The following is a 23830-nucleotide window of genomic DNA, read 5'->3' as shown; positions in this document are numbered from 1 at the left end:
TAAGTAATTTTTTTCACTCCCTGCGCAACAGTGAGCACGAAGGTTCATCGTGCACTACTCAGCCACCGTCTCGCGGGAGATGCAGGCGCCAGCAGTTGTAGTTAGACGGGGCGTTAATTGAGCTTATTATGCCCATTGAAGTCGGGTATAGCACGCATGCTGCCGGATAACTAGCAGCTCCTCGGACGATGAAATGACATCCATCAAATTCAATCAGGGGACTGCAAAGACAACCTGTATGGAGCTGTGCCGGCAAATCATGTCTGTTTTCTGGCCAACTCAGCACCCTTTACCATATTCACAAATTTATTGTAGGTGTTCTTCCAGGTTCTGGTTCTAATTCCACAGTCAGGATTAACATAGATGAGCGCAGGGTCACCTATCAGACTCGCTGCGTGCAAGATTCTATCTCTGACTAGAGTTGGCGATTCTATTCGGTCATCGTGGACATCTATCACGCCGAGACCCACCTGCTTGGCGGCGCCATACTCTCCGAGCAATTTAACAACGTCATAACCTGTGCGTTTAGTGCCCCCGTTTTTCATACTGTCCTTGTTTGCAAACTCAAGGGCATATTGACTCAGTGTACGCGCCTCGAGGAGTTCGGGGAACATCGTCGTGTAGTCAGTGGAATAGCAGACATGAAGCGAAAACTTGCAATCGAAACCCTTCGTCGCATCATTTATCGCCTGGACAAAATTTAACACCTGGTCCTTTCCGGGCTGGGTGCTTAAAGCTGGCTCATCAATCTGTATCCAGCGGGCACCAGCAGACACGAGCGACTCTATTTCGGGCCGTATCAGTTTTCTCGCAACTTCAAAGAGCAAGTCAGAATACGCTTTCTTTTTCAGCTCGAGCGGATCGATATGAAGGCTCTCCAACCTCTTCTGATAGAACTCGTTGAACGACCAATCCGTTACTGTATACGGTCCGGTGAACGGAATCTTAACTACCCTGTCGGTGTGTTCCTTAGTGAAGAGGAATTCATTAAGATAAATCGGCTTTTTCCACTTTATCTCGTCGACAACTGCAGCCTTCCTGTAGTACTTGTTATCCCACGAACGTACATGTCCGACAAACTTGAAGCCCTCGATATCCCTGACCAGCGCCTCATACATTTCAGTCCTCCACTGTTCCCCATCAAAAACGATGTCAAGACCAGAAACCTCCTGCAGTCTGATGGCATATATTGCAGACCACTCCCTGATGGCCTCACGAGTCTCTGCGGAGTCGTCAGACTTCAGCAATTCAAGCAGCTGTTCATGCCCCTCTATTTTCAGTTTCCTTCCCCAGTACTTCGCTTCGTTGAAATCATGATCCGGTATCGGAGCGCCACGATAACCTAGAACCCTCCAATTGGGCTTTGCAATGCTTCCAATTTCCTGTGTAGGAAACAACTTATCCATCATTATCAAGCCTCCTTGCAGCTTCTCCAATTATCTTCATCTTCTCCTCAGCAATAGACCGTGGCAGAAATTCCATGTCCGCACTGGGAATGAGCGCCACATGTTCCACCCCGCCTATTCTCTCTGCGACAGAGCGTGCAAAGTTGACAACCCACTCAACGCTTTCGAGCCTGCTGTTTCTAGCATCAAGACAGCCGATGGCCACTCCCTTCGACCTGTCGAAATTGGTCACCGATGATAATGCTGTCGAGAAAAAATCTATTCCGATGACCGTAGCATTGAATTCCATCACCTGTTTGAAGTGCCCCTCGAGTTTGCCAAAGGGAAAGTGTATCATCACTTCGCACTTCAACTTCTGAGTGGAAAGATTAAACGCATCCGCCGCGAGTTCGATGTCTTCCGCTTCGGGATGGCCAAAGAATAGGAAGGGTTCGACGAACTCTATCTGCCGGGCACCCTTCTCTTCCAGGAATAGTGCCACCCTCTCCATCTCCTGCGCGAACGAAAGCACGCCCGACCTTCTGTCAGGGAAATAACTGTCTTCTGAAGAAGCATATAGCGTGTAAGGTGAGGGAACGATAACTTTAGCCCTTTTGCCCGATTCCCAAAGTCTGGGAAAGTAGTACTTCAACAATTTTCTGTGGGAAATGCTGGGATATGTATCGATAACAGGTCGTCTGTAAAAGGTATTGTTGTCGAACCACCTCGTCAGCTGAGGCACACTGTCCTGTCCCTCAAGCAGATCTACAAAAGGCCTGATCAGGTCCTGCCAGTGGAACATAGGGTCGGAAAGAAACGTGTACTGCTCCTGCATCTGTATCGACAAATCTCTCATTGCAGCAGCCGTTCTGAGTTCTTCCAGCTCCTCCTCTGTGATTCTGTTCCTGTCCCTGTCTCTTGTGCCTGCTATAAGCTCTTCTGTTCTTGGCTGAATGCCAACAAGATATCTGTCGACGCGCATAATATTACCACTGCAACTGTGCTTTCACGCAATTGTTTCTCTGCCAGATTCGTCTGGCTGGCAGAGCGACGCCGCCTTAATGCGGTCATAATAATAATGCTTTTCATTCTATTAGGAATTGTATTGGTTTTGAGCATTTGGCAGCACCGTTCATTCAGGTACTAACCGAACACTGGCATCTGTTTTCGCAAAGAATGTATTACTCAACTACGACCACGCAACTTTAAATCAGCCTTGTCTATTGAATGATACATGACTGCTGCACAGGGCAAGACCGTCCGGTTCGACGATATCGAGAAAGCATCTGACATAGTGAGTCGGGTCGTTAGCAAAACCCCCTTTGACACTTCCTCCTCTTATTCAAAAAAGTTCGGATGCACCGTTTTTCTTAAAATGGAAAATTTGCAGCGTACAGGATCGTTCAAGATGCGCGGCTCATACAACAAGATATACAATATGACTGCAAAACAGAAGGAACGCGGCGTGATAACAGCTTCGGCCGGCAACCACGCACAGGGCGTTGCGCTATCAGCGACACTTAACGGCATAAAGAGCGTTGTCGTCATGCCGCAGTACGCATCGCTGGCCAAAGTTGCTGCAACAAGGAGCTACGGGGCTGATGTCGTGCTCCACGGTGCTTCGTTCGACGATGCGCTCTCGAAGTCGATAGAAATTCAGAAGCAGCGCGGATTAACGTTTGTTCACGGATACAACGACCCTTTGGTCATCGCAGGACAGGGTACACTCGGCATGGAAATCGCGAGGGAGAACAGAAACCTTGATTATCTCATTGTTCCGGTTGGTGGAGGGGGCCTGATTTCTGGCGTGGCTGTCGCGATGAAGGAGCTCAGTCCCGGTACACATATAGTCGGTGTCCAGAGTGCCGCGATGCCCGCGTTCGCAGAATCGCTCAGGAAAGGAAGAATAGTCAGGGGGAAAGCAGGGGAAACGATAGCCGACGGCATTGCCATAAAACAACCCGGCGAATTGGCCTTCAGCATAGTCTCCAGGCTTGTCGATGCCATATATACAGTCAGCGAGGACGAGATAACAGAGGCGATGTTCATGCTGCTGGAGCGTTCGAAACTGCTCGTGGAGGGAGCCGCAGCCGCGACTCTTGCACTACTGCTTTCCGGAAAGCTCAGTGTAGAGGGGAAGAGAGTCGGTCTCGTCCTGAGCGGAGGAAACGTTGATCTGAGTCTGGTGAGGAAGATGATCATGAGGGGGATGATTATGCACAGGAGGATTGCAGCCATTGAATTTGACATACCTGACAGGCCCGGCGCGATGCGCGACGCTCTGAATCTGATTGCCGAAGGCGGAGCCACCGTAATGAGCCTTCAGGAGAGTTCAGGCATTTCGACCGAAGTACTGAACAGATTCCGCGCAAGGATCGTTGTCGAGGTGGAAGACAGCCTTCATCTCGACAAACTGATCGATTCATTCAGAAGAAAAGGATTGAATTTCAAGCTGGAGTCCTGAATGTCATTCGCGTTTAGAGCAATGCTCCTTTGGGCCATGAAATCCTTCTGGCCTCATCATCGGTCACTTCATGTTTCTCAACCAAATGTATGTACAGTTTGAGCGGCGTGTCGAACCGCTTCTTGCAGCGCTCGCATTTTTCCATTTCCTGACCCAACTCAATATTATGTTAATAGAATAAATAATCTTGCCTTAATAAATCTTATGCTTGACATCAGCTCAACAGAGCCAGGTGAAGGTAGTAAGCCCCTTTCTGTTTCAGGCAGCATTCGACTAATGCGTCCTACCTGCCGGATTTGAGAAATGCCGGCCATTTGGACTTGCTCCGATGGGGTGTCGCCGTTTCATCAAATCCAGGACAACGTCATCGCCGGGCGAATCATTCTGCATCCTGGCTGTGTCGTTTCTGCGCCCTTGCCGGGGCTCTCGCCCCCCTGCGTTTAAACAGGCCACCTTTCTCTGGAGAGGGGACTTTCCTCAGCTGCCATCCTGAGATGGCTACCGTCGGCCGCCCTTCTTCTCCTGGCAGGACTCGCATTCTCCTGAACGGTAATAATCTTTGCGTAGACACATCGGTATTCCAGCAGGCACGTTGCACCTTATGCCAACAATGTATTGCATCCTTGGAATGCTCATGCGCGAGAGTTCAGACAAGTCCAAGCTTTGAGCCTGCTGCGCGGAACGCATCAATCGCAAATCTGATGTCATCGTCGCTGTGAACAGAAGACGGCATCAGTCTGATTCTTGCAGCCCCGGGCGCGACTGTCGGATACACAATTGGGGAGGCGAAAAGTGATTCCTCCTCATACAGAACCCTGCTAAGCTCCACAGTTTTCTTTTCATCCCCTATCATGACCGGAGTGATTGGAGTCTTGCTATTGCCTGTGTCATACCCTGCAGCCCTCAACCCGGACTTCAGAGATCCCGAATTAGCCCAAAGGCGTCTGAGCGGCGAATCATCTGATTTCATGAGCTGAATCGATTTGAGAACTGCGGCTGCATCCCCGGGATTCAGCGCGCTGCTGAAGAGGAATGGGCGAGATCTCTGTCTCAGAAGTTCTATCAATTCGGATGAACCGGCTACGAAGCCTCCCATGCTTCCAATTGCCTTTGAAAATGTGCCCATTTCCACATCGACACGATCTGTAAGGCTGAAATGATCGACTATGCCACGACCGTGGTCTCCCAGAACACCTTCCCCGTGAGCGTCATCAACATATATCATTGAGTCAGAGTCCATGCCCTGCTGAGCGATCCTGTCGAGCGGCGCAATGTCCCCGTCCATGCTGAACACACCGTCTGTTATGATGAGGGATCTCTTTCCATCTGATCTGTGCTGGTTCAGCTGTCTTCCCAAATCCTCCACATCCACATGCCTGTAAACAATACGCTTCGCAGAACTCAATCTTACGCCGTCGATGATGCTCGCATGGTTCAGCTCCTCGCTGAACACTACATCATCCTTGCCGACCAGAACAGGAATGGTGCCGGCGTTAGCTAGCAGGCCACCCTGAAACACGAGTGCTGCCTCCATGTGTTTAAACGACGCAATCTCCTCTTCAAGCATTACATGAAGTTCCGACGTCCCGGCAATGCTCCTCACAGCACCTGCACCGACACCATACGCTTCGATTGCATCTATCGCGGCGCGTTTCACCTCAGGATGGTTGGCATAGCCAAGATAGTTGTTTGAGCAGAGATTCAGTAATTTTCTCCTGCCGATGGTGACCCATGCTCCCTGCGGTGACTGCAGCGCTCTGATGGGTACGTATCGTCCGGCATCCCTGATTCCCTTCAGTTCTTCAGCTATCCATGGATGGTTTTTTGTCACAGCAGTTGCGTAGCCGAAGTAGGCTTAAATAAGTTCTCAATGCTACTCCCCGCAAGGCTGTTTCTTGTTGCACGTGTGAGTTTGATGAAACGAATAATTGTTACAGGTTCATGCGGTCAGATAGGTTCCGAGCTCGTCAGGGAACTTTGTCTTCGGTACGGCAGTGAAAACGTTGTGGCGACCGACATAAAAAAGCCTGCTGACACTCACTGTGAGTTCGTTTCCCTCGACGTCACGGACAGGCCGTCGGTCTTCAGGACATTCTCAGACACAGCTGCTACAGTTGTGTTTCATCTCGCGGGAGTGCTTTCGGCAAGGGGAGAAGAGCAACCCGAATTGGCATTCAATGTCAATCTTATCGGTACAAAAAACGTGCTCGACGCGGCCATGCATTCCGGCGTAGAGCGATTTATTCTGCCTAGCACAATAGGAGTGTTCGGACCCACGACACCAAAAAACAATGTGCCAGTGGACACCGTCACCAGGCCCTCGACGATATACGGCATAACGAAGCTTTTCTGCGAGGAACTCTGTGAATATTACAGCAGAAGGGGCCTTATTGACGCCAGAGGCATGAGATTTCCTGGCATAATAAGCTACAAGACTGCACCCGGCGGTGGAACGACAGACTACGCGATAGAGATGATACGAGCAGCTGTTTCCAGCCGCAATTATGAATGTTTCCTTAAAAATGACACCAGGCTTCCAATGATGTATATGCCTGACGCAATAGAATCACTTGTAAACATAGCAGAAGCGCCTGCTTCTGGTCTGACACATAGAACAGATTTCAACGTGGCTGCATTCGATTTCACTCCGGCAGAACTCGAAAAGGAGCTCCAGAAACATTTTCCCGATTTTACAACAAAGTACTCACCTGACGGAAGACAGAAAATTGCCGATTCATGGCCCGCTTCCGTCGACTCAACATGCGCAGTTAGAGAATGGGGATTTAACCCGAAATTTGACATGCCGGGCATGGTGTCCGATATGATAGTAAATTTGCAGTTCCGGTCAAAAAAAGGAGACAGGAATCTGCACTTGAACTGAAAGCATCTTGGATTTATTCAACCATAATCTGCACTCAGCCTGCTTTTGAACAGACATAAGCCTGTAAATAAAAGCTTAATACCACTGCTGTTTTCCAGTCGTACCTGCAGAGCGGAGGTAGCCAAGCATGGTCAACGGCGCAAGATTGAGGGTCTTGTCTCGCAGGGGTTCGCCGGTTCAAATCCGGCCCTCCGCACTACAACTTGCGGCCGATCTTCGCATCTTTTAACAAATCAAAATTTCATTTCGGTTATTAGCATATCTGCTCAAGTTGGAAAAGTGTAAGAGTGACCGCTCACGATGATATCAACTCTTTCAATATGTTTTCCAACCTTTGAGTCAAGAACAGTGAAAATTCCTTGTTGTTAGGGATGTTTTCTATCAGAATCTTTAAGGCCATGCACAATTCAATCCCGTTTAGTGATTTTGGAAAGGCTGGAGTGAAAGAATCCACCACTTCTTTTGGCAGTTTATCATATCCTTTTCCATTCGAGTAAGGTAATTTGTGGTTAATGCAGATAATGGACAAGAGTTCGTTTCGGGCTGAGCTTAGCCAGTATTCCGCCTGCCAAATTTTCCTGCGTTCGAGACAAACACGCGTTCTTAGTAAATGATGTACAGCCATCCCGAACATACGCTTTGGATCTGGCTCCTCGTGAAGGATTCTTTTATTCACATTACCATATAACAGTCTGAACCTGGGTCCATGGGGACCGAAGTCGGATTCTGGAGTGAAAGAGATATCAACTTGAAGGCCACCGGGAAGAATAAACACCATATACACTGAACTTTTGTATGTAATGTCGAATAGTGAAACCCCGTTGAATACAAATTCAAAATGCGATGTCCAATCCCGCAGTACATCTTCAATGTTGGATTTTGAGGAAACGCCAAACGTGATGTCCAAATCTGACCAGCGATCAGGCGTTTCTGAGGTAGAACCAACCAGAGCCGCTTGACTTATTCGTTTGTCTGCCTTTGCAAATTCCAGGATTCTTTCATGAATATATTCCCTGAATTCTATAGTGAACATATCAGCATATCTCATTAGTTACACTGGTTTTGCACCGGTCCCTGTACTCTTCGCCGTTTTCATGACTTGAACTTTGAGCACCAATAACGGTGCAGGGAGGAGGATTTGAACCCCCGAATGCCTGCGCAACCAGACCCTGAATCTGGCACCTTTGGCCAAGCTTGGTTATCCCTGCTTCGACTTAAGGCGATTAACCGACCTAATGTTAAAAGTTTGCTGTCGCTGAGGCCCGGCATACTGTTGTCTTATGGCAGCCGACACTGGCTGTATAGACAAATGAGGCATCCGCAAAGAAACATTAATTGTAGAAGAGCGAATACTCGGAACGATGCAGGAGAGCGACATCCCCTATGATTTCGACAAGTTGGAGAAGACCCGGAAGAGCATCACCACCAAGCTGGAGGAGGCCAGAAAGAGTGAAAGCTCGGACAAGACGATAAGAGATTTACAAAAAAGGGCTGTGATGCAACTCCAGCAGTTCTACAAACTGCTCCTCAGCGATTACTCCCCCAAGGACGTAAAGCAAATGAAACTCTTCCTGAGGCATGGCGGATTCCCGGATCTCAGGGAGGCTCTCAGAATGAAACCGGCAAAAATATCGGAAAAACTCAAGCCGCCTCTGTTAAAATTGGATTGCGAACCTGCCAGAAAAAAGCAACTTCAGGTTGCATTGGAACGGATTGAGGAAACGGTCGCCGAACTGGACAGGGAGATTTTCAACTATTCGAGTTTTTCCAAAAAAGAGCAGCGAATGTTTGAAAGGCTTGAGGAAATTGACGGAAAAATCGAGAATATTCTCTATCTCAGAAAGAAGATCGCTGATCTTACAGATGAGCTGCAGGCATACAGGCAAAAGATTCCAAAGCCCGAAGGGTTTCTTGACATTGAAACGGTCGCCGGCGCCAGACAGGAGGAAAAGAAACGGGAGCTCCTGCGTGCAATGGACGAGGCTAAATCGAGTCTGCGCTCAGCAATCGTAGAGGAGACGGAGGCCATGGAGAAGCTGAAGAGCTTTCTTCATTCATCAGGCTCGTTGCTAGATCCGGTTGTCAGAGTGATGCCGAGAATACGTGAAATGACCAGCAGTGTTGTCAAGTCTGGAAGCAGAGAGCTGACTGAGTGGGATGTGGATGTCGCAATTTCACGACTGGACAAATTCACGGCTGAACTGGCGGATGATGACCCCCTGAGTTTAATCGGGAACGATCTGATCAGGAGTGCGCTTAACTACATACACAATAATTCCGAAGCACTTACTGATTACAACAAGGTCCTTAAGGCCAGAGAAAGAAAGCAGGCGCTTGAAGATGAAATCACGAGACTCAGGGAATTGACTATCACATTTGAAGGCACTGACAGCATCCGGAAGGAAAAGGAATCGGTTAGACAGGAGGCCGGCAAAAATCTCGAGATATTTGTTCAGATCAGACAGGAGCTTGAGAAGAGTGTCGAGGAGCTCCGTGCGGAATTGACGGAGCTTGGCTCGGGCGACGGGGGGACGGGGTCCGCGACTCTTGAGGACGAAGTGAATAAGATATTATCAAGACTCTGATGCAGATGCTTCGTAGCATTAATTCATTCCTATCATCAGTCTGATGCGCTTCATCAGTCCTTTGCGCCTGTTCTCTTCCGTCTTGCTTGCTGGAGCAACTCTCGCAGATCGCACGTCCAATCCTGCCAGGACAAGCATGCCTGACACAATGGAAAGCGATGAGAAGAGGAAGTCGGTGAAATATCCGGACAATTCGGTAATCAGTCCTGCAGTCAGTGCTCCGGATATGGCACCTATTCCGAGGGACGAGTTATACAGTCCTATCGCCTCTCCTCTTGTATGTGGTCCGGCCATACCGGCAACGATGGATTGTCCCGTTACACTTATTACGGCCCAGCAGAGGCCCATCGCTGCATTCAGCCCAAGCATGGATATAAAAACTTCAGAACTGCTGTGAAGAAAAAAAGGCGCTGCGAAGAATGACGGTATGAGCAGGACGCGTGCTGCAAGGGCAGTGGCCTGCAGCTTCTTCTCTCCGATGGCGGAAGAAAATTTTGAAACTGCACCGTAACTGAGCGTCGACGCAAGCGAGCTTCCGATATAGATGATGAAAACCGAGGGTTCCCTGATGCCGTATCTGGGACCCAGATAATCGACCAGATAGTTAGGATACACAGCGTAGAAGCTCGTAAAGCCTGTGGATATTAGTATGGTGACGAGATAATAGATCATGAGCCTCCGTCCGAGCTCGGCTCTCTCCCCCGATGTCGGAGTCGCGAGCCTGGCAAAAGAGCCAATCCGCGAAGGAAGATATTTCGCCCGTTCGTTCAGACCGAGCGGAACAGTTGCAATCGTGTTCCAGTGGTTGCCTTTGCGTCCGCTACGAGTCTCACCGCGCTTCTCTTTTATCTGAAAAACAGCGAGGAATGTGCCGGCAACCGCTATGATGCCGACAGTAGTGAAAAACAGGCGCATGTCGAATGCGGTTGATGGCAATGCCTCGAACCAGAGTGCTCCAAGAAGCAGGCCCGCCAGATAACCTGCACCACCTAGTCTGCTGAACTTGCCCAGCATTGTTGACCAAAGCTCACGCGGCGTTTGTTCTATGAGCAGTGCTGTGGCCGCCGGAGCGCTGGCAGTGTAGAGCAGGCCAAGGAGAAAGTTCGCTATGAAGAACATGAGGAAGTTAACGCTGAACGCCATAACAAGCATGGATACGGCGAGGCCTGCAAACCCTTCGATGATGAAAACCCTCCTCATGTGAAGGTGATCTGAAAGATTGCCCCAGACTATAAATGCAGGAATGGACGCAACTGAAGTCGCTGCGGTGACGAGTCCGACCTGCAAGACTGTGCCTGAAAACGCGACCACAAGGAACAACGGTATCAGCGGGGCAGTACCGCCATTTGGTACATTCGTCAGGAAAAATGAATAAAACCAGTTATAACGCCCGGAGTCAGAGCTCACTGCACCCATCCCTGTGCCGTCACTTACCGACACTTATTTAGTCGTTCCTATGTGGTCCGGCAAGCGCTTGTCTGCTGGCGGCTATTGCAGGCCAGCGTCGACAAAATGTGTTGGAAGGAACGGGATCAGCTGCCATCGATGTAAATCACTGGCCTGCACTTTCAGTTTCCATGAACATGCCACCTGCAACAAATCTGGCAGACGCTGAAGATGCATACGGCAGACATTCTTTAATTACAATGAAGACTAACAGTGCCCGATGACACTATTCCTGCTCAGATATGCCGAGATAGGTCTCAAGAGCGAAAGGGTTCGAAGAAGATTCATCAACACACTCATCGAAAACATAGAGAACGCATTCCTAGGCTCCGGGCAGGAATGTATCGTCTCTTCAGACAGAGGCAGAATATACGTTCTATCCGGCAATGCCGAGAGGAGCAGAGAGATCATCTCGCGCACCTTTGGCATAGCCTCCTTCAGTGAAGTGGTGGAGGCTCCAGTGGGTATGAATGAACTGGTCAGCGCTGTCTCGGCTTATGCGTCAGGATTGCTTTACAGAGGCTGTGCATTCGCGGTTAGAGCGCGCAGATCAGGCGGACAGAAGTACACGAGCATGGAACTCGCCAGAGAAGCAGGATCGCGCATCATCGGAGACCATGAGGACATGGAACTGCGTGTTTCGCTCGATCATCCGGACGTGGAAGTGTTCGTCGAGGCAAGAGAGAAGGCGGCGTACATCTACGGGAATTCCGAACAGGGACCCGGTGGCCTGCCGATGGGTACGCAGGGCAGTGTCGCCTGTCTGGTGGAAAAGCGTGATGACATCATTATTCCCTGGATGATGATGAGGAGAGGATGCAGCGTTGTCATAGGCAGAAATACGGATGATGACATCGAGCCTATCAGGAAATGGAATGCAAAAATAAGCATTGTCTCTGTAAATGGTTTGGAACAACTGCTTTCGATCGCAGCCCAGGCGCGATGCTCAGGCATTGCGTTGAGTGTGGACAGGATCGCGGACGCAGCGGCGATGGTAAAGTCCAATTTCGCATTCTTTTATCCGGCGGCGGGAATGACCGAAGGCGAGCGCCTTGCTCTGCTCGCCAGAATATCCTGATTACTTACCCTTCCTGTCGTTGGCCCTTACGGAAGGTCTGACCTTCTCGACGCCCTTGCCCCGCCAGCGCAGTCCCCTTCCTTTCTTGCCGGCGGAAGTCAGGCCGCGGAAGGCCCTGCTGGAATGTGTCTGGTTTGAAAGCCAGTTGAGATGCCTGTCGCTCTGAACAGACGGGCTGTATGGGTCGACGAGTATGACCTCGAACCAACGGTGCATGCCGTCCTGACCTACGGGGTAGGAATTGAGAACTTCCATGTTAGGGTATCTCTTTCCTACACGCTCCTCAGCCATTCTCTGTGTATTCTTCTTCATGGTGATGCGCAGTATACCCTTTCTCTTCGCCCTGCGCCCCTTGGCTATCCTTCTCTTTCTGAGTCCGCCTCTGCGTACCCTGACCCTGACCAGCGTAACACCCTGCTTGGCCTTATAGCCGAGGGAGCGTGCCCTGTCGAGTCTTGTCGGATGTTCAATGGTTCTGTAATTTTCCTCTTTGCGCCAGCGTATCAGCCTCTCCCACTCAGTCCTGCCGAGTGCCTTGTTGAAGCTGTTCTTGCGATAGGAAGATATGTGAGCATACATGCTCGTGCCACTGCCATATTTCAATTTCATGGCAGGCGGCATTTCCGGAGCAAGCTGTGAAACAGGAGCGCCGGGTTCTGCAGGAACAGTTGGCTTGCCCGACTTCGCTGCTGCACCGGATCCTTTCCTGCTTCGTGTTCTCTTCTTCTTGGGCTTCTCCGATCTTGTGACTTTCTCCGTTTCGGCTTCAACAGCCTCGGCAGCTACTACCTCCTTCCCCTCCTTCCTGCTCTTCTTCTCCTTCCTTTCAGGCGTCTCCTTCGAAGCATGTTTCGCAACTGCTTTCTCGTCCTTTGCTGCTCTGGACTGCTTTGTTTTCTTCTCCTTTGCGCCCTTCTTCTCTTCTTCCTTATTCATCTGGCACACCAATATGATCGATTGTAAATCTGAACTGGTTTCGAATTTGGCTATATTATAAATAACTTCTTACAATCGGTAACTATTCAGTCTTGTGTACAGTGACATGAGTTTCCGAATATTATTCGGCCGCCCGCCGTCAGAATGTATGTTGCGGCATTCACCCGTGTGATGTCCGCAGTATTCTCATGCCGTCTGTGAGGAAATTGAGATCCCTGAGCTTCATCGTCTGTACGATACTCGCGAGTTTCTCGAACATGGTGGCGCCGCTGTCTGAGCGGCTGCCTCCAGATATCTTCCTCGAGATGACAACCGGTCTTATTGCCCTCTCGGCACGGTTGTTCGTGCTCTCTATGTCCAGTTCGACGAACAGGAACAGCTTTTCCCTGTCTGCTATGAGGTTCTTCACGAACCTGGCACACTGTGCCGATTTGTACGGCACGTCGAGTGTTTTCAGTCTCGATACGAATGCCTCGACATCATATTCATTTCCCATGTGTTTCAGTTTCGCTGCATCTTCATGTATGGAATGGAGCGTGTCGTGTATGCGCTTTCCCTCCTCGCCGTAGAACTCCGCCAGTTCCTTCGCATCGCCGAGAACATGCGACCAGCAGTATGACTGCAGGTCGCCCGTCTTTGCGGCGAGCGTGTCGTATGCCCTGTAACGGTCAGTGATGTTGATGCCGGCAACATGTTCTGCGAGTATGTTGAGCGGCACCTCATGACTCCTGCTCTTCCTTATTGCATAGACAACGGTCCACTTTGTGACGAATGCCCATAACCAGCTGTTCTCGCCGTCGACACGCCATGTGGTTTCGTCCATGTGGCGGACAGGCGCATTGCGTATGTCCCCGAGCAGCTGTTCGTAGTAGTCTGTGAACGCGTCAGCGAGTTTCCTCTCCACGCCTATGATTTCGCCTTCTGAGACATGGAATGAGAAGAGTCGCTGCATCGCCTCTGCGACGGACTGCACCGGAAGCCTGAGTGCGATGCGCATGTATGTCATGACGAGCATCGTCCTCAGGTCAATCCTGGACCCTGGCAGTACATCGGGCACATCGGACTCGACAAAAGTGCGGCATGTGCCGCACCATCTGCGCTGAATGAGATACTCCACTGCAAAGTGCACCGGCAGTGTGATGCCCTCCACTGTCCTTGCACGCAGTGAAGGCGCGCCGAGTTCGCCGCTTCCGCAGTCGGGACACACATCGACAGGCAGTTCCTCCGTCCAGTCCGGTGCCGGCTTTTCCCTGAAGAACGGTTTGTGGCCGGGCTGAGCGCCCGGCTTCCTGCCGGTCCCGTTCCCGCCTTCGCCTTCATCCTTTGCGTTCTCAGGTATGGCGTATGCCTTGCCGTTCTTCACGCCGACTGTCTCTGGATGGCGGTGCCTGTACTCTTCGTAATCGTCACGTACCTTCTTCAGATCCTCCTTGAGTCTCTGATTCTCCTTCTCCAGCTTCCTGATCATCTCGATCATTTCACGGAACTTCCTGAGAAGTTCCTGTCTCGCATCCTGCGAGAGTCTCAACTTCTTCTCATCGGCGGAGAGAAGGAATTCAATCCTGCCTGCAAATTCTTCGTTCAGAATCCGGTTCATCAGAGGGGTGTATGGCGATCCTACCCGAAAAAACTTTCGGTCAATTCAATGAAAACAACACTTTCATTAGGCTCTTTTCATAAGACTGACCAGTTACCAACGCCGGTGTCTGTGACGCCACCTCTGCCTGAAAGTCGGGCGTCACGTTTACCGGCAGGGAAGCATGATTGCTGACAGTTCTACGCCTCACGTTCGGCTGAAACATGTTTACGACTCTGTCAACTTTTCCTTGAAAACATTGACTTGAAGGCTTCCGCTCAGCATCTTTGAACTGCTTCATTGCCTCATCAGCCTCCTGCTCCTGCCCGGGTCACGGGCAGACATCCTGGTTCTGTCGCGATCATATGTGGCACCGCATGGGCATTGCCACGGAGCCGATAACGTGCCGTCAGCATGTCATCATTCCACTCCTACAGGCTATTTAAACGGCGACAGGGGGAGGTCGCCGAAGCATGCCAATTCCGCATAACATAAACAGTGTCGGCCGCAGTAACCTTGTCGTTGTCTGCAACTGCTGACTACAAGATAGCTTGCAGCGGGGAGCGTTCACAGAAGTCATGAAGCAATTGGAATATCAATGAAAACTTGACAAGGTCGTTACCGCCAAAGCTAATTAAAGTGCAGTTGTTAACGTCCAGACTGAAACCATGCCTAGCGGTGTTTTCAAGGACATTGGAAAGCTCTCATTCGATTACATCCCCGACAAGCTGCCTCACAGGGAGGAGCAGATGCGCAGGCTCCAGGTGATGTTCGAACCAGTGCAGGAGGGAGGGTACAGCCAGAATGTACTGCTGGTCGGCAGCATAGGCACGGGCAAAACTGTAACGTCGAAGAGTTTCTGTTCAGACCTTTCGCTCAGGACGGCGAAAGCCGGGCGCAAGATAGAATGGACAATCGTTAACTGCAGGCAGAGGAACAGCGAAGTTTCGACACTTCTCAAGCTGATAAATTATTTCGATCCCAACTTTCCCGACAGGGGATTCTCCTCACAGGAATTGAGGAAGGTTCTGCGCAGGCACATAGAGAAGAAACAGGCTCACTGCGTTTTCGTGCTCGATGAAGTGGATGCACTGATCAGGAGTGGTGCAAGCGATCTTGTATATTATCTGAGCAGGCTGCCGGAAGAGTCCGACACGCTCAAGCACAGGATTTCGCTTATACTGATATCACAACGGCACCTCTTCGAATTGCTGGACATGTCCGCCATGTCCACCTTCAAGAGAACAAACGTGATAGAATTCGGCAAATATACTGTGAAGCAGCTCCGCGATATTGTGTCGGCGAGAGCCGAGCTTGCGCTCGTCAGCGGTGCCGTCGATGACGAACTGCTCGATATGATTGCAGAGAGCGCAGGCGAATGGGGTGATGCGAGATTTGCACTTGAGCTGCTGGAAAACTCAGGCATGCTGGCAAACGAACGCATGTCGCAGAAGATAGGGATCGAAGATGTGCGCGCGGCAAAAGCATCAACTTATTCGTTTGTGACAGAAGAAAAAGTGTCCAGCCTGAGCAGACAGCAGATGCTTGTTCTGCTTTCTGCATCCCGCCTGCTGAGAACAAGGGCGTACGCCGAAACAACCGAGGTTGAAAACATCTACAGGATTGTATGTGAAGAGTACAGTGAGAAGCCGAGGGGACACACCCAGTTCTATTCTCACATGAAGGAGCTTGTTGGTCTCGGACTCATAGATCTCAGGTCGAAAAAGAGGGGCGCCTCCGGTGTGACCGGCATGATTACTCTCCTTGACATCCCTGCGGATATAATGGTAATGAGGCTCGAGGAGATGCTTTCATCAAGGAAGAGATAATATGCACAGTGTGCGGACGGTGAACACGTGACGGATGATAAAGGAGCTGCGTTGAAGAAGACCCCTCTTTTTGAAAAGCATGTCGGGCTCGGGGGGCACATCGTACCGTTTGCAGGCTGGGAGATGCCCCTCTATTACACTTCCATACTGGAGGAGCACATGAATGTGAGGAGAAGTGCCGGACTTTTTGACGTCTCGCACATGGGTGAAGTCATATTGTCCGGAAAGAGCTGCGAGAGCGATCTCGATAGACTGTCGACAAACAGGATAGCCGGTCGCGAAATCGGCTCATGCACCTATACACATTTCCTCGACGACAGGGGCATCATAATCGACGATACTATTGCCATCAGGACTGGGGCCGATGAGTTTGTCATAGTTCCCAACGCCTCCAGAACGGAAGAGATACTGAACTGGGTGGTGAATAATGTGAGCTGTGACGTCTCCGACGTCAGTGCTGAAGTGTGCTGTATCGCTTTGCAGGGTCCGGAGGCAGTGAAGACTATCGGCGCTATTCTGCCGGACTCAGTTCCCCTGCGCAGTTTCACAGGCACATTTTCCGGTGGACAGGGACCCTTCATGGACAGGCTGAAAAACTCCTCGTTCTTCGTCTCCAGGACCGGTTACACCGGCGAAGACGGTTTTGAACTTTTCACGCACGCTTCCGATGCCCCCGGTATATGGAGCGACATACTCTCGTCAGATCATGCAGCAACGGTGCCCGCCGGTCTGGGTGCGAGAGACTCGCTCAGACTGGAGAAAGGGTATCTGCTCTCCGGCACCGATTTCGACGGCAGGCAGTCGACCCTTGAAACAGGTTATGATTGGGTCATCAAGTGGGATCATGATTTCATTGGCAGAGAAGCGCTGGAGGAGCAGAAGAGGGCAGGCGGATACAGCCGCCTCATCTGCATAAGGGTGGAGGGCAGGAGCATACCAAGGCATGGAGACAGATTCAGTTTTGACGGAGGAACCGGCACTGTCACCAGCGGCGGTTTTTCGCCTGTCCTCGGAACACCGGTCGCGATGGGATATGCATATCCGGTGCCGCCCGTTTCGACGAAAGTACGCATAGACATACGCGGCAGGACAATAGATGGCGTTGTCGTAAAGCCGCCGTTCGTGCGCTGACCGTTGTCAGGGGTATATCCTCGACGGAGTCCTCGGGAAGGGCACTGCGTCCCTGATGTGATCCAGTTTGCATATCCACTTTACGAGCCTCTCCACACCGAGGCCGAAACCGGAATGTGGTACGGAACCGTATTTCCTGAGGTCGAGATACCACGCATAAGGTTCAAGCGGTATGGATTGTTCTTCCATGCGCGCGACCAGCTTCCGCACATCCGTTTCCCTCTCGCTGCCGCCGATCACTTCGCCGAAACCTTCCGGAGCAATAAGATCAGCGCAGCTGTACGTTCTGCTGTCCTGCTCATTCTCCTTCATGTAAAACGCCTTTATCTCTTTCGGGAAGTTTGTGACAAACACCGGCTTCACGCTGTCCAGAGTGAGCATCTTCTCCTCCTCCGTTCCAAAGTCGTCGCCCCATTTCGCGTTCATACCTCGCTCTGAAAGCATCTTCAGCGCATTTTCGTATGTGAGCCGCACGAACGGCGGCTCAACAGCCTTCAGGTCTTCCACATTGCGTTTGAGGACGGCGAGCTCCTCCTTCCTCTTCTGCAGAACATGGCGGACAACATGCGATACAAGCTCCTCCTGTATGTGCATGTTGCCCTCGTTATTCACCCAAGCCTCCTCCCCTTCCAGGTGCCAGTATTCAGTCAGATGTCTCGGCGTCCTGGATTTTTCTGCCCTGAACGATGGCGTCACGGCAAAAACTCTCTCCAGGCTGAAGGTCAGCGCCTCGAGGTACATCTGGGCACTCTGGCTCAGATACGCATTCTGGTCGAAATATTTCAGCGGAAACAGTGTGGTGCCTCCCTCACAGGCATTCGTGGTGAGTATCGGCGGCGTGACTTCGCAGAAGTCGTTTTCAGTAAACCACTCCCTCGCTCCGAGCAGAATCGACGCCTTCACCTTCATTATGGCCGTCTGTTCCCGTGACCTGATCCACAAATGGCGGTTGTCGAGCAGAAACGGTTCGCTCTGATTTTCGGTTATCGGGAACGGTTCGGCGAATGAAATGACTTTGAATGATGTGGCGACCAGTTCATATCCGCCCGGTGCCCTGGCATCCGCCTTCAAACTGCCCGTGCATTCGGCCGAAGTCTCAATCAGCGCCTTTGCCGCCTGCTCAAAATCCTCGGGGGGCACGCCGGACTTCTTCACTGTGCACTGCACTATGCCAGTGGCATCCCTCATGACAGTGAACACTATGGAGCCGCTGCTTCTTGTCCTGTAAATCCATCCCCTGATGCTGAAACTCTTTCCTTCTTCTCCGGAAGAAATCACATCACGAATGCTCGTAAAAACGTTCGCCAAACAGACCACTTTTCCCTTGCCGCGCGGGGCTCCATTGCGGAGAAGCTTTATTAGCATGATGTTTTAATCGGTCCGCAATGCGTGACGGTGCTCCAGTACGTGGCAGGATTTCGAGGGCGGGTGCTTTTGTTATAGTCATGCTCCTGATCGGCGCGGCCCTTCTCAGTTATGTTGGATACCAGTATTATGTCTCGTCAAAAGCCAGGCCGGCTCTCACCGTTCAGAACGGCGACAACGTATATCTGAACTATACCGGCCAGTATTCCAACGGACAAATATTTGACACATCCATTTATTCCGTTGCCAAGAACAACGCCACATATCCCAAGGGGCCGGGATTCACATGGAGGGGAAACAGCAGCACATATACGCCACTGCAGATAAGCAATGTCGGAACGGGTCAGGTGGTTGCCGGCATGGACAGCGGTATTGTCGGCATGCATGTAAATCAGACCAAATTCCTGATAATACCCGCGTCCCAGGGATACGGCCCGCTCAACATGTCACTGCTCACCTATATGCCTATATTTCAGCATCTGACAATGGTGCACACAGTCAACAGAACCCAGTTCATCTCTTCAACCGGCCAGCAGCCATACAGCGGCATGACGTTCAGAGATCCATTCTGGCACTGGACAGACACGATAATGAGCACCCAGAACAGCACTGTAGTCTATCAGTACACCCCTTCTGCCGGCATGGTCATATATCCATATTCTTTCAACTCCAGCACCGAACCTGGTTACGGTGCCTGGCCAGTCACCGTTATGGACATAAACAGCTCGGCGAACGGAGGACTCGGTCAGATCACATTGCGCAATGACGTTTCCCAGCAGATGGTGAAGAATCTCGGTGGTCAGGATCAGAACGGGAGCAAATTCATGCTGTGGTCCATAAATTCAAACGGAACGTTAACGCTCAATTACAACAGGCCGGTGACAGGAAGAACGCTGGACTTCACCGTGACGATAACCTACATAAGCAATCCGACAACAGGCAAGAGCGTCGGCATAGCCGGCTACGTGGTCTATGCTCCGGTATCACAGAGAGAGCTGTAGACCGATTCTATCTCCGTAACTATGTTGTCCCATGAATAGGCCTTGGCCCTCTTCACCGCATTCTCACCGAGTTTCTTCCTGAGTTCTGCGTCCTCCCACAGCTGTTTCATTGCTCCAGCTATTGCGGCGCTGTCTCCAGGCGGGACGATGATGCCTGCATTTCCGGCAACCGAGGCGAGGCCTCCGGCGCTGGAAGCAATCACGGCCTTTCCGTGCTCCATGGCCTCAAGTAATGCTATGCCGAATGATTCCTGCAGAGAGGGCATTACGAAGAATGAACATCTCGAGAGCAGCCTCTCCTTCTGCTCTTCGTCAATCCTGCCCAGGAGTTCAACCGAGCTCCCGGCTGCCCTCTTTCTCAGCATTTCAAACATCGGTCCAGTGCCTGCAACTTTCAGCGAAATTCCTGTCCGGACAGCGGCATCCACCAGGTGTGCTACTCCCTTGGTCGGCACCAGTCTGCCTATGAAAAGAGCGAAACCGTCGTCTGCTGTCACGTGCTCATGTATGTCAATGCCGTTTACAACAGTCCTTACCATGTGCGGCTCTATGCCTTTCTTTAGCAGCTGGGAACGCACAAAATCGGATATGGCCATCACCCTCAATCCTCTCATGCGGCGGAGGTAGAAAAAGTCGTTCAGTCTGCTGGCTACTGCCAGCAGGCCGGTGCCTTCCCCGTACTGATTGTGAAACGTGACAATCCTGTTTCCGTCATACCGGAAGAAAGCGCTGTTGTATGTATGCGCCCAGCGGTAATGATAATCCACCACGTCCGCATTGAGCATCCTGAGCGTGTCCGTTACTCCGGTGCTCTTTACCATGGGTGGATTGTATGTTCCTCTGTAGCTGCTCGGAAGTCTTATGACTGTCGCCCCTCTGATATTCTCCCGTTCCGGCGTTCCCGGCAGTCTGGATGTCACCACAAACATCTCGTGCTTTCCGGAGAGCCTGGAGGTTATCGCCGCTATCCTCTTCTCAATTCCACCGTCATACGGCAGGTAGAACGGATTCAGCTCGACAATTCTCAAATCAGCTCTCAGCTCCCATGCCCAGTCTTCTCTTTTCCCTGTTCGAGAGATATGCGCTGAAGCCTATGAGCAAACCGACGGCAACTATGGTTATGACTTCGGCTTCGAACTGGTTGGAAAAGACGCTGAGAAGAAAAGACGCGAGTAGTATTATCAGCGCATACTTTGCGATGCCTCCTATGAAATTGTAAGCTATGCTCCGGCCGTAGCGCCACTCGCATGTTGCTATGAACGCTCCAAGAAAAGGTATCACAGGCGCAACCCTGTTCAACAGTATTATCTTCTCGTCCTTCACGATGAAGAACCTTGAATAAGAGATCATTTTGCTCTTGATCCACAGCGGCAGATCATGGTGCTTCACGATGTAATACAGGCTGTTTATGCCTGAGAATTCCGCGACACTGATCGTAGCCAGCATGAGCAACGCAAAGGAGGACGTAGGCATGGCTAGGAATATGACAACCGTAAACAGTTCGGGAAGCGTAGGGAAGAAGGTAGCATCCAGAAAGAAAATTATGAACAGCGCTAATATGAGTCCGCTTTCACCGTATGGCCTGAACAGTGCGTAAACAAACTGGCCGACAGTGATCATCCATACTACCTGCTAAGGTGTATGTTGAGCGTTCTCGTATAAAGTTCGCTCAGTGTCCTGGCACAGTTTTCCTTTGAATATTTCTCCGCCGTTCTCCTGGCATTCTTCTTTACACGCGCTTCTGCATTCATGGCCCTCTCTATAGTGCCCGCGATGTTCTCGGAGTACTCGTCATACAGGAAGCCATTCTCACCGCTGACCACGAAATCGGTTACTGCCCTGTAGTTGATGCTCACCACCGGTTTGCCGCACGCCATTGCCTCGAGCATCGTTATGCCCTGAGTTTCAAATTTGGAAGCGGACACAAAAACATCGGCCGCCTTGTAATAGTCAGGCAGTTCGGCATCAGGTATGAATCCGGTGAAAATCACCCTGTCATTAAGCTTCAGCGACGAAACCAGTTGTTCGAGGCGGCTTCTTGCCGGCCCATCCCCGGCTATCATGAGTTTGGTTGACCTGTCCTTCAGCAGAGGCATCTGCATGATGATCCTGTCTATGCTCTTTTCAAAGGCGACTCTGCCGACGTAGAGCAGAAGGGGTGCATCTCCGATGCCGTACTTTTCTCTCACTGCATCGCCCCTGCCCTGGGGGCTGAAACGCTTCGTATCTATGCCTGTGGGTATCACGGCTGCATAGGGCATGCGCGGTGCAATTCTGACAAGCTCCTCCAGTATGGGTTTTGTGGGCACAACGACAACATCTGATCTGCTTAGGAAGAAACGCATGTACCGCACTGCAAGATTTACTATGATGCTGGTGGGAAGCGGGATAGGCTTGTAATAATTCATTGCCTCATGCACCATTGTATGATAAGTGGTTGCCACCGGCACATCGAATTTTCTCGATGCACTGAGACCCTTAAGGCCTACGGTCGTTATGCCGTGGGTGTGTATCAGGTCAATTCCAAGCCGGTCAAGAACCTTTGTCTTGTTTGAAGGAAGGAAGGCCGTCCTGTACTGCGGATAGTGCCTGAATTTCATTGATTTGAAGAAGAAGGTTCCGCCCTTCGTTATGTCGTTGATCACTTCGCCGTTTGTCGGCTCGGGTGCAAAGATGAACACTTCGTGCCCTATCCTCTCAAGCTCCCTGGATATGGTAGATACAGAGTTTACAACACCGTCGACTGCGGGATAATACGAATCAGTGAACATCGCTATCTTCATCGGATGAACACCCCGCGACAAACAGTTTCACAGAGGTATGGACTGCCTTGATACTTTGACATTTTCCCCTCTCGCTATTCAGTTCTGAAGGATTTTTATTTCCAGGATTGTCTGCATTCCTTTTCTCCGCTCTGACTCTATCGGATCGACCGTATTAGCGCCGTGCCGACCCCTGAAACGATTTGAGGGTGAGTATTTTAACCTATCGATCCAATTTCAGTATGCCTGTGAGCTCTGGCCGGGCACGGCATAATCACATGCCAGACGTGTGTACAGTGCGGGTCAAAACTGATAGCATGGTATGATTTAACGTGCTATAATGTCTGCTTAAATATGTCTTAATACACTGCTGGTGGGGACATTCCATCCGAAGAGATTAAAAGAACAGCACTCTTAGAGGGCAGCGTGAAGGCAGAAACCGGTCACATAAGGTTCACTCCAAGTTTCAGGTACAAACAGCTGAAGGATGTCTTTCCCGAACTGCTGACTGTTTTCCTCCAGGAGACAGATCAGATGCCCGAGGAGAAGGAGATTCTCAACATGTTCATCGAACTCAATATGATGGACCTGAAGATGAACAGGAAACCGGAAGGATATAACCGCAAGGGCAGAATGAGGCTTATCTTTCCGATAGACTGCAAGGAACTGTACATCTCAGGGAATTCCGCAAGTACCGAAGTGGTAAGGATATCTGAGCGCATAAGCAAGCTTCTTCAGAAGAAAGGGATAAAGAACACCGTTGAGTGGGACCACTTTGCTCATCAGAGAGCCTGACAGCTACTGGCCGAGATAAGCATCATGAATCGTCCGGTGCAGTGCGCCGGTTTGTGAAAGTACGCTCTGCTTCAGTTTGATTGACCTTATCTCCTGCTCTCCAATGCGCCTGTCACCCCACGTGCTGAAGAAGTCTTCCAGGGAAGCGGCATCCGGTCTGCATCTGAGACGTGCGAGCGTGACATGCGGCTTGTATCTTCTGTGCTCAATCGGTATGCCAAGCGCATCAAGACCCTTCCCTATTTCACGGTGAATTATTCCCAGTTCTTCTCCGGCCGTAATGCCTGCCCAGATGACTTCGGGCCTCTGCACGGTCGGGAACGCTCCAGTTCCGCCGAATGCGACCGAAAATCTCCTGTGGCGGGAAACAACATCCTCCAAGAGCCCGGATATTTCGGTGTTCATTTCTTCATTCACCTCACCGAGGAAATGCAGCGTGAAGTGAAGTCCCGCTGCCTGCACCGCCCTTATACATGCGTCCCTGAAGAGCCTGCTGGAGCAGAGCTCTTCAAAACAGGAAAAGTCTGTGATATCGATGCAGATGAATTCGCGCATGCCAGACAGATCACGCTGCAGGCTTATTTAAATGAAAGGCG

Annotated in this window: 21 protein-coding genes, 2 tRNA genes and 1 other RNA gene; 9 read left to right on the top strand and 15 right to left on the bottom strand. The window is 50.9% G+C overall.

Annotated elements, in window-relative coordinates; all coding sequences use genetic code 11:
* Nucleotides 1–257: 257 nt before the first annotated feature.
* Nucleotides 258–1409 carry a hypothetical protein gene (locus KIS30_01450; GenBank protein MBX8645412.1) on the bottom strand — a complete coding sequence of 384 codons (1152 nt, stop codon included), beginning with the start codon at nt 1407–1409 and terminating at the stop codon, nt 258–260.
* Entirely contained in the window at nt 1399–2367 is a 969-nt protein-coding gene (locus KIS30_01445) for a hypothetical protein (protein MBX8645411.1), read from the bottom strand. The genes KIS30_01450 and KIS30_01445 overlap by 11 nt, the downstream gene beginning before the upstream one ends.
* A gap of 252 nt (nt 2368–2619) precedes the next feature.
* On the opposite strand from KIS30_01445, the gene KIS30_01440 reads away from it, so the two are divergent.
* A complete protein-coding gene (locus KIS30_01440) occupies nt 2620–3849 on the top strand; it encodes a threonine ammonia-lyase (GenBank protein MBX8645410.1) in 1230 nt (409 codons plus the stop codon).
* Nucleotides 3850–3862: 13 nt separating this feature from the next.
* Here KIS30_01440 and KIS30_01435 read toward each other — a convergent pair whose 3' ends face one another.
* The 3 genes from KIS30_01435 to KIS30_01425 all read right to left on the bottom strand — a co-directional run bounded on the left by KIS30_01435 (nt 3863) and on the right by KIS30_01425 (nt 5680).
* Complete coding sequence (locus KIS30_01435; GenBank protein MBX8645409.1) at nt 3863–4006, bottom strand: hypothetical protein; 144 nt, start codon at nt 4004–4006, stop codon at nt 3863–3865.
* 73 nt (nt 4007–4079) lie between these two features.
* Nucleotides 4080–4373: RNase P RNA component (rnpB, locus tag KIS30_01430), an RNA gene on the bottom strand.
* Between the two features lie 122 nt (nt 4374–4495).
* Nucleotides 4496–5680 carry a glycine C-acetyltransferase gene (locus KIS30_01425; GenBank protein ID MBX8645408.1) on the bottom strand — a complete coding sequence of 395 codons (1185 nt, stop codon included), beginning with the start codon at nt 5678–5680 and terminating at the stop codon, nt 4496–4498.
* 84 nt (nt 5681–5764) lie between these two features.
* On the opposite strand from KIS30_01425, the gene KIS30_01420 reads away from it, so the two are divergent.
* Both KIS30_01420 and KIS30_01415 read left to right on the top strand, forming a co-directional pair.
* Nucleotides 5765–6730: an NAD-dependent epimerase/dehydratase family protein gene (locus tag KIS30_01420; GenBank protein ID MBX8645407.1), complete on the top strand. Its 966-nt coding sequence runs from the start codon at nt 5765–5767 to the stop codon at nt 6728–6730.
* 111 nt (nt 6731–6841) lie between these two features.
* A tRNA-Leu gene (locus tag KIS30_01415) sits at nt 6842–6926 on the top strand.
* Between the two features lie 99 nt (nt 6927–7025).
* On the opposite strand, the gene KIS30_01410 is transcribed toward KIS30_01415, so the two are convergent.
* Complete coding sequence (locus KIS30_01410) at nt 7026–7778, bottom strand: aminoglycoside 6-adenylyltransferase (GenBank protein MBX8645406.1); 753 nt, start codon at nt 7776–7778, stop codon at nt 7026–7028.
* A 75-nt stretch (nt 7779–7853) separates the two neighbouring features.
* Nucleotides 7854–7938, bottom strand: a tRNA-Leu gene (locus KIS30_01405).
* Between the two features lie 153 nt (nt 7939–8091).
* On the opposite strand from KIS30_01405, the gene KIS30_01400 reads away from it, so the two are divergent.
* Nucleotides 8092–9315, top strand: coding sequence for a hypothetical protein (locus tag KIS30_01400; protein MBX8645405.1), 1224 nt, complete (start codon nt 8092–8094; stop codon nt 9313–9315).
* 18 nt (nt 9316–9333) lie between these two features.
* Here the strand turns inward: KIS30_01400 and KIS30_01395 are convergent, their stop codons facing one another.
* Nucleotides 9334–10731 carry an MFS transporter gene (locus KIS30_01395; GenBank protein ID MBX8645404.1) on the bottom strand — a complete coding sequence of 466 codons (1398 nt, stop codon included), beginning with the start codon at nt 10729–10731 and terminating at the stop codon, nt 9334–9336.
* A gap of 250 nt (nt 10732–10981) precedes the next feature.
* Between KIS30_01395 and KIS30_01390 the strand changes: the two genes are divergently transcribed.
* The gene (locus tag KIS30_01390; GenBank protein MBX8645403.1) at nt 10982–11839 is read left to right on the top strand and encodes a hypothetical protein; all 858 of its coding nucleotides are present in this window, start codon (nt 10982–10984) and stop codon (nt 11837–11839) included.
* On the opposite strand, the gene KIS30_01385 is transcribed toward KIS30_01390, so the two are convergent.
* Together KIS30_01385 and KIS30_01380 are read right to left on the bottom strand one after the other, a co-directional pair.
* Nucleotides 11840–12418, bottom strand: a complete 579-nt coding sequence (locus tag KIS30_01385) for a 50S ribosomal protein L15e (protein MBX8645402.1) — start codon at nt 12416–12418, stop codon at nt 11840–11842.
* Between the two features lie 517 nt (nt 12419–12935).
* Entirely contained in the window at nt 12936–14372 is a 1437-nt protein-coding gene (locus KIS30_01380; protein ID MBX8645401.1) for an IS66 family transposase, read from the bottom strand.
* Between the two features lie 647 nt (nt 14373–15019).
* Between KIS30_01380 and KIS30_01375 the strand changes: the two genes are divergently transcribed.
* Together KIS30_01375 and gcvT are read left to right on the top strand one after the other, a co-directional pair.
* Nucleotides 15020–16180, top strand: coding sequence for an AAA family ATPase (locus KIS30_01375; GenBank protein ID MBX8645400.1), 1161 nt, complete (start codon nt 15020–15022; stop codon nt 16178–16180).
* A 27-nt stretch (nt 16181–16207) separates the two neighbouring features.
* The gene (gcvT, locus tag KIS30_01370; GenBank protein MBX8645399.1) at nt 16208–17311 is read left to right on the top strand and encodes a glycine cleavage system aminomethyltransferase GcvT; all 1104 of its coding nucleotides are present in this window, start codon (nt 16208–16210) and stop codon (nt 17309–17311) included.
* A 6-nt stretch (nt 17312–17317) separates the two neighbouring features.
* Here gcvT and asnS read toward each other — a convergent pair whose 3' ends face one another.
* Complete coding sequence (asnS, locus tag KIS30_01365) at nt 17318–18676, bottom strand: asparagine--tRNA ligase (protein ID MBX8645398.1); 1359 nt, start codon at nt 18674–18676, stop codon at nt 17318–17320.
* A gap of 20 nt (nt 18677–18696) precedes the next feature.
* On the opposite strand from asnS, the gene KIS30_01360 reads away from it, so the two are divergent.
* Entirely contained in the window at nt 18697–19677 is a 981-nt protein-coding gene (locus KIS30_01360) for an FKBP-type peptidyl-prolyl cis-trans isomerase (GenBank protein ID MBX8645397.1), read from the top strand.
* Here KIS30_01360 and KIS30_01355 read toward each other — a convergent pair.
* The 3 genes from KIS30_01355 to KIS30_01345 are packed head-to-tail and all read right to left on the bottom strand — an operon-like array spanning nt 19647 to nt 22460.
* Nucleotides 19647–20705, bottom strand: coding sequence for a glycosyltransferase family 4 protein (locus KIS30_01355; GenBank protein ID MBX8645396.1), 1059 nt, complete (start codon nt 20703–20705; stop codon nt 19647–19649). The genes KIS30_01360 and KIS30_01355 overlap by 31 nt on opposite strands.
* Before the next feature lies 1 nt (nt 20706).
* On the bottom strand, nt 20707–21297 hold the full coding sequence (locus KIS30_01350) for a hypothetical protein (protein ID MBX8645395.1): 591 nt from the start codon (nt 21295–21297) through the stop codon (nt 20707–20709).
* Nucleotides 21298–21302: 5 nt separating this feature from the next.
* The gene (locus KIS30_01345; protein MBX8645394.1) at nt 21303–22460 is read right to left on the bottom strand and encodes a glycosyltransferase; all 1158 of its coding nucleotides are present in this window, start codon (nt 22458–22460) and stop codon (nt 21303–21305) included.
* A 405-nt stretch (nt 22461–22865) separates the two neighbouring features.
* Between KIS30_01345 and KIS30_01340 the strand changes: the two genes are divergently transcribed.
* Entirely contained in the window at nt 22866–23234 is a 369-nt protein-coding gene (locus tag KIS30_01340; protein MBX8645393.1) for a hypothetical protein, read from the top strand.
* Nucleotides 23235–23237: 3 nt separating this feature from the next.
* Here the strand turns inward: KIS30_01340 and thpR are convergent, their stop codons facing one another.
* Nucleotides 23238–23789, bottom strand: a complete 552-nt coding sequence (thpR, locus tag KIS30_01335; GenBank protein MBX8645392.1) for an RNA 2',3'-cyclic phosphodiesterase — start codon at nt 23787–23789, stop codon at nt 23238–23240.
* Nucleotides 23790–23830: the final 41 nt, after the last annotated feature.

This window comes from Candidatus Sysuiplasma acidicola (assembly GCA_019721035.1).
In the GTDB taxonomy this organism is placed as follows: domain Archaea; phylum Thermoplasmatota; class Thermoplasmata; order Sysuiplasmatales; family Sysuiplasmataceae; genus Sysuiplasma; species Sysuiplasma acidicola.
Note: the sequence above shows the minus strand (reverse complement) of the source record. Positions and strands in the feature narration are given on the sequence as shown.